The 6,153-nt window shown below is 60.2% G+C and carries 8 protein-coding genes and 1 pseudogene; 7 read left to right on the forward strand and 2 right to left on the reverse strand.

What is annotated here, in order from left to right:
• The first annotated feature begins 317 nt into the window (after positions 1–317).
• The 4 genes from MKK67_RS18095 to MKK67_RS18110 all read left to right on the forward strand — a co-directional run bounded on the left by MKK67_RS18095 (position 318) and on the right by MKK67_RS18110 (position 2,456).
• On the forward strand, positions 318–572 hold the full coding sequence (locus tag MKK67_RS18095) for a PsiF family protein (RefSeq protein WP_243966876.1): 255 nt from the start codon (positions 318–320) through the stop codon (positions 570–572).
• 249 nt (positions 573–821) lie between these two features.
• Positions 822–1,034 carry a hypothetical protein gene (locus MKK67_RS18100; protein WP_243966878.1) on the forward strand — a complete coding sequence of 71 codons (213 nt, stop codon included), beginning with the start codon at positions 822–824 and terminating at the stop codon, positions 1,032–1,034.
• Between the two features lie 39 nt (positions 1,035–1,073).
• Positions 1,074–1,253, forward strand: a complete 180-nt coding sequence (locus MKK67_RS18105; RefSeq protein ID WP_243966892.1) for a hypothetical protein — start codon at positions 1,074–1,076, stop codon at positions 1,251–1,253.
• A 552-nt stretch (positions 1,254–1,805) separates the two neighbouring features.
• Positions 1,806–2,456, forward strand: a complete 651-nt coding sequence (locus tag MKK67_RS18110) for a sugar transferase (RefSeq protein ID WP_243966903.1) — start codon at positions 1,806–1,808, stop codon at positions 2,454–2,456.
• A 679-nt stretch (positions 2,457–3,135) separates the two neighbouring features.
• On the opposite strand, the gene MKK67_RS18115 is transcribed toward MKK67_RS18110, so the two are convergent.
• Positions 3,136–3,615 carry a PAS domain-containing protein gene (locus MKK67_RS18115; RefSeq protein ID WP_243966913.1) on the reverse strand — a complete coding sequence of 160 codons (480 nt, stop codon included), beginning with the start codon at positions 3,613–3,615 and terminating at the stop codon, positions 3,136–3,138.
• Positions 3,616–4,215: 600 nt separating this feature from the next.
• Between MKK67_RS18115 and MKK67_RS32955 the strand changes: the two are divergent.
• From MKK67_RS32955 to MKK67_RS18125, 3 genes and pseudogenes are all read left to right on the forward strand, one after another.
• Positions 4,216–4,584, forward strand: a pseudogene (locus MKK67_RS32955) (PAS domain-containing protein); the annotation flags it as partial.
• Between the two features lie 9 nt (positions 4,585–4,593).
• Positions 4,594–4,833, forward strand: coding sequence for a hypothetical protein (locus MKK67_RS18120; RefSeq protein ID WP_243966915.1), 240 nt, complete (start codon positions 4,594–4,596; stop codon positions 4,831–4,833).
• Between the two features lie 357 nt (positions 4,834–5,190).
• Positions 5,191–5,640, forward strand: a complete 450-nt coding sequence (locus tag MKK67_RS18125; protein WP_243966917.1) for a MucR family transcriptional regulator — start codon at positions 5,191–5,193, stop codon at positions 5,638–5,640.
• Positions 5,641–5,758: 118 nt separating this feature from the next.
• Here the strand turns inward: MKK67_RS18125 and MKK67_RS18130 are convergent, their stop codons facing one another.
• On the reverse strand, positions 5,759–5,947 hold the full coding sequence (locus tag MKK67_RS18130; protein WP_243966919.1) for a hypothetical protein: 189 nt from the start codon (positions 5,945–5,947) through the stop codon (positions 5,759–5,761).
• Between the last annotated feature and the right edge of the window lie 206 nt (positions 5,948–6,153).

Here is a 6,153-nt window from a genome sequence, read left to right on the forward strand (position 1 = left end):
GCGTCAACAGTTCGGATGCGGCGCGCGGGTCTGAAACTGATGGGACAGTGAGTGCCACTCGAACCACGCTTGTTGTGGGTTATTAGCGCTTGCGGTGGAAGGTTCTGAAGATTTTCGCGCTTGTGTTGTGACCAACGACAGCTGGGGCGATCTCGCGGTTGCGACTAAGACTAGCGCTAAGCGAGACGTCTGGGAGTCTGAATCCGAGCGCACGTCGAGAGCGATAGTATGGATCAAGTGACCAATCACTGATCCGTGTGTGGCGGAACGCCGGTTATCGTGAAGCTGTTTCAGGCGGCTTACAGGAGCATTCCATCATGAAGCTCACCCTCGCCGTTTCGTTGGTCGCGAGCAGCCTTTTCCTCGTCGCTCCCGCCAATGCGCAAGGGGCGACGAACACACCTAGCATGGTGCCCGGCGCGGCTGCGTCCGCACCGGCGATGAAGTCCCATGCACCCAAAGCGGCCCGCACGGCCAAGTCGAAAGAATGCTCGGCAGAGGCCGATAAGCAGGGTCTGCATGGCAAGACGCGCAAGGCCTTCCGAAACAAGTGCAAGCATGGGCAGACCTGAAGGCCCGCTGGGCACCCTGTGGCTTCAAGCTGGTCCGCTTGATGCGGCGAGCGTTGTGACAGACCCCCTACAACAAGCTCACGCGGACCAGTTCCTTGCCCCCCGTGGAGCATCGGCCGGGCATTTGCGTCAGGGTCGGTGCGGCGGGGGAACTGGACACCGCAAGCGCTGGCTCATGGCCCGGATCATCTTACGACCGAGCGCGTTGTTCGGCCTCTCACCAACGAGGTGATCGAGGCACCGCCGTTCGTGAACATCACAAAGCTCGGCACGCTCATGCCTTCGATCACGTCGCGGCTCGGGCTACTCCTACTGCTCAGGCTGCCCTGCGTGGCCGAGGCCGAAAACGCCCCCCTGAACGTGCCGATCTTGATGCAAGGGGCGATCGGTGAGGAAGCCTGTCCTGAGACGGCGAAGGTGATCGAGATCGGACAGGGCGCTGAGAGCTTCTTGCCGGTTTAGAGTGGGCCGGGCGAGGCTCGGTTCCGTGAGATTGGGCGCTTGCACGATGGCGACCCAGTCAAGGTCTGTGAGAAGCTCGGCCCATGGATCGGGGTCGTCTATGGCTCGGCGCTGCTGGGGTGCCAGACGACGATCCTCGTTCCTGTCGCGCAGAACAACACCGGCCCGTGCGAGCACGGCTGGGTGCTGACACGCTATGTCAGCCTGAGCAGAGAATAGGTTTGGCTAGGGGGCCATGTCATCGGCGGCAAGCCGCAGGGATACCGACGGGTATCGGTGACCTGGACCAAAACTTGAGCCTCTGAGCCAACCTCGAACCTACTAGAATTTCATGTCAAGGAATGATCTTTCAGTTGCACCGCACAAGCGAAATTTCATCGAAAAATACAATTTAAAATTTCTTTGTGCCGAGACTACTGCGTGCGGCTGACGCATACCCGTAATGCAGCGTTCCTGCCCAAATTGGTGCCGCCACACTCGCGACATGATCTGCGATGTTAACCAGACTTGGTCTTCTCGGGCCTCGCCAATATTTGTCAAAATTGTCTGACATTTTCTAGAAAAGCAACCGTAATACTCAGTTAATTCACCGATAATTTATCATTGCTTTCGCCTCTACTGAGAAGCAGCGCCATGTCGCATATCGCAATGTACCAAGATATTGAGGGTGTTTTTGCAGTGCGGCATGCTCCCGACATCGCAAACTTTGGTGGGGTGGTTGAACAGTCCCCGAGCCAGGGGATCGAAGCAGGCGATGCGGTCGCGGATGCTATGCTGCCGGAGACGCCGTTCGTCGCCCATGGGCTTCGGCTCGACTGGGCGGCCAAGCGCGGTCTGGACATCGGGGTCACTGCGACCGCGTTGTTCCTTCTGCTGCCGTTGATGCTGGTGATCGCCGCGCTGGTGTGGGCGGGGGACCGCAAGGCGCCGATCTTCCGCCACACCCGGCTGGGCCGTGACGGGCGCAGCTTCGGCTGCCTGAAGTTCCGCTCGATGGTCACGGACGGCGAGGCCGTGCTGGCCGCGCATCTAGCTGCTAGGCCGCGGGCCCGGGCCGAGTGGGCGGCCACGCACAAACTCAGCGACGATCCCCGCATCACGGCCATCGGCCAGGTGCTGCGCAAGACCTCGCTCGACGAGCTGCCCCAGCTCTGGAACGTGCTGCGCGGGGAGATGAGCCTGGTCGGGCCGCGCCCGATCGTCCAGGCCGAGGTTGCCCGCTACGGCCGGGCGTTCGCGACCTGCTTTGCGGTGCCGCCAGGGGTGACCGGGCTGTGGCAGGTCTCGGGTCGGTCCGACACCAGCTATGCCGAGCGTGTGGCGCTGGACCTGGACTACGCCAGCCACTGGAGCCTGCGTCGGGACATCGCGATCATGCTACGCACCGTCCCGGCCGTGCTCGCCCAGCGCGGCAGCAAGTAGCCACGCCTGTACTGAGGGAGCCAGAGCTATGCAGGACGACAACCCGCTCTGGTACGATTACGCCGAACCCGACGATGCACCCGGCCGAACGCTGCTCGTTATAGCTGGCTTGGTGTCCGTCTCGATGAATGTCGTCGCGGCCGCGATCCGGGTATGCCGGATGCCTGAGCGGCTCTGGCACACGACATCAACTCGATTGGCTCCAAATCGAAGGGTCCGGATAGAGCCGCTGTAAGCCGTGTCGCAGGAGATGCAAACTCGCGCGGCCTAAGCAGCGGTTTCGCCTACTTCTTCCTCAGAAGTCGGCGCAGTTTCACACATGCGCCAGAACTCGACACAGCCGACGGCGTAGGCGGCGAGGACAACGGCAGCCCAATGCATCATCGGGTTCCTTAACACAAACGGCCCGCCACTGTGCCGGAAAAACCTTGATACTTTACAACATCCTGAAGGTGTATCAGGACCTCTGCACCCACCGCGGTGCCCATCCCTCTGCGACCACCTGAAGAAGACTCGGTGTCAGGCGTAGGGACCACCGAACAGGTCGCCCATCGCCTTGCGTCGGAACAGCGTGCGCCGCCGCCGACGTTGGTGCTCTGGCCCGTCGTGGATCATGTGGCAGCGCTGGCAGAAGGCCGCGAGGTGGCCGAGAGCGTCGGCCAGCCCACCAGCATTCCGCTTACGCTTCCCCGAACACCGAGAGCGCTTGTAGGACACCGGCCAGTGGATCAGAGCTTACCCCGACGGGCTCATAGCGACCCGCAGCACCGGAAGCGGGCCGACCGACGCGTCTGATCACCTCCCGCTCGAAGGCGACGAAGCCCTCGATCCTACCTGTCGTATCACACAAGGGACGACAATCGATCTCGGCACGGTACTTGGTGCCATTCCCGCGGTAGTTGGTCAGGTAGCCGTGGAAGCGCTCGCCGGCCGCTAAGGCGCGATGAAAGACATCAAGCGTTTCCTCGCGTGTCTCCTTGCCTTGCATGAAGCGTGGGCTGCGCCCGATGATTTGGCCGAGGTCGCGTCCAACCAACCGCGAAAAGGCGGGATTGGCATAGAGGATGATCGGGCCAGGGGGATCGATCGTCACTTCCGTGACGACGATGCCGACCGCAGCATCGTGGCCAAAGGCCCGGATCAGTTCGAGCGCTGTCACGGGGCGAGAATGCGAATGGCTTGCAAGACGTGCGACCCTCATGAGCAACGCATGACGGTCAACTGCGTAAATGCCGTTCGGTTCACCGGCAGAGCAGGATGCAATGTTGTGAGGTATGCGATTAATTAATGTGAGCTTTACAATTAGTATTTGACGGCCTTTGTCGTTGACGGAGCGATTTTCAGTATTTCTAAAAAATTCAACCGTAACGCCACATCATCAATGGCAAAATATAGACGTAGAAGTTCTTCAGTTTCTTCATGGAATGATTTAAAATTCTTGGGAATTTGTGCGACCGAATGTGTCATTCGGAACGTCTCGACTGGCATGTTCAGAGATGATGCGATAGTTTTCAAGCGCTCAGCAGCTGCCGAAGAGACAGAGCCTTTGGGTTTAGGGCTAGTCTCGCCAAGGCATTGAGACGCAGCTTTGCAAGCCTTCCTGCCCATGATGCTCCTCGGCTATCGATCCTGCCGGCATCTGGCCCATAAGTCCCACTGGTTGCAAGCATAAACTAAATTGCAATCGACACGGGTGCATGGCCTCAGCTAAGCCTGATTGTGCGCGGCCGATGATGTCGGTCCTGAGGAGGCGCACTGGATGCCCAAGCGGACCGCCCCAAAGAACCTGGCCCGTCCTCAGGAATTGCGAACCAGCCTTGTCGCTTCGGGGGTCGTCGGCACTTGGGAGTGGGACCTTCTAAACCGCTGCGTGTACTATGATGAGGAAGCTGCGGCTCTGCACACGGGGGACCGTAGCCTCGCCGGCCATCCCGTGAGGGGGCACGCAGCGATCGCCAACGTCCATCCTGCAGATCGCGAGTGGATGATGCGCGACATGATCCTTGAGACGCTAAGCGGTGGCCTGTTTTTGACCGAGTATCGGGTTGTATGCCCGGACTTAGGCATACGCTGGCTCCTTTGCCGAGGTCGGATCTATCGTGGGGAAGATGGGCGACCCCTACGCTGTCGAGGCATCATGATCGACATCACTGAGAGCCGGGAGGCCGGTGACGCGGGTGAGGGGTATGTCGCCCGCCCTGCCGTGCACGAGGTGAACGCGATCATCCAAGCCGCAGACCGCTGTTTAGAGGCCCGTGAGGCGATCTTGCAGCACGGCTCGCCGCTCCTTCGGCAAAAGATGGATGAGTTGCTCTTGGCGATTGGTCAAGAACTCGCACTTTTGCAGGACGACGAGCGGCCCTCGAACCTGCATTGACGGAGATGATTAGCTCAGCTGATAGCCACAGATAGTAATACACTTTGCAGTCAGTTGCTAACCGCTGACCCATGTACTCCGCCGTTACTCCTTATCAGCGGCTGATGCAGGCACCCGGAGCGCTGACGATCATGCTCGGAACGATAGAAGCTTGTGCCTTGCCCTGTGCACCTAATCCGGGCCATCGCGGCCGTGCGGCCCTCGATCATGCTTCCAGTCTGCAAGAGAGTATTTAGCTCGACAGATGCGTCACTTTAGCCGATACATGCGGTCGTAAGTCGCGTTTACTAGCATAATTTTTTATGAAAACTAATTTGTGATGAGGAGTGTCCAATAAAAAAATGAAAGTATGCCGCAATGATCGAAGATATTCAGAATGTCGGCTCGAATTTGGCTGAGCTTACCGGCGAAATCGTCTCCGCTTACGTCACGAAGAATTCAGTCCCCGCCGTCGAGCTTCCGAAGCTGATCGAGAGCATCCACACGGCCCTCAATGCTCTGAAGCCGGGCGGCCGAGTGCCGGCGTCCGAGGTTGAGAAGCCGAGCGACGCCCAGATCCGCAAGTCGATCCGCCCCGACGGGATCGTCAGCTTCATCGACGGCAAGACCTACAAGACGCTCAAGCGTCACCTCACCAGCCGCGGCCTCGACCCGCGGGGCTACCGCGAGCAGTATGGCTTGCCGGCTGACTACCCGATGGTCGCCCCAAGCTATGCCGAAAAGCGGTCGGCTCTCGCGAAGGCGATTGGCCTTGGGCGCCCTAATGGTCAAGCCGAGCGTCAACTGAGGAAGCGGAAAGCAGCATGATCAGACAGGCCGGGACTGGCCGCCGCGATGCTGCAGCTCGCACGGCTCGACCGAGCCTATGATCACACGCTGCCGTGGTCTACCGTGAGCCTGCTTGCAGCGTCGGCCAGCGAGAGCATCAAATCCGTCGGACGCGATCTGCTTCCTCACCCGCAACGGCCTCGACGGCGGCGATAACATTCTCCAGCTCAGCAACCTGGCGCAGGGCGCTTCCGGCCGGCAGCCCATCGTGTTCGGCCATCGCCAGAATGAGCGTGCGCTGATGCGCCTTTAGGCGTTCGACGAGGGCGTTGAGCTTGTCGGACATCGGCGGGCTGTAGAGGCCCCGCAATAGCCTCGCAATGCTATCCGTCGCTCAGCCTCGGTGGCGCTCGCAGCGAAGCAACCCAGTGCGGCGGGCGTTCGCAGGCCGTAGCGGTTCCCTGGGTTGCTTCGCTGCGCTCGCAATGACGGCAAGGGAGGATTTAACCGGACGTCGCATCGGAGGCCGGCGGATGGCTCGGCACCAACGGC

The sequence above is a fragment of the Methylobacterium sp. J-072 genome, assembly GCF_022829425.1.
Classification (GTDB): Bacteria; Pseudomonadota; Alphaproteobacteria; order Rhizobiales; family Beijerinckiaceae; genus Methylobacterium.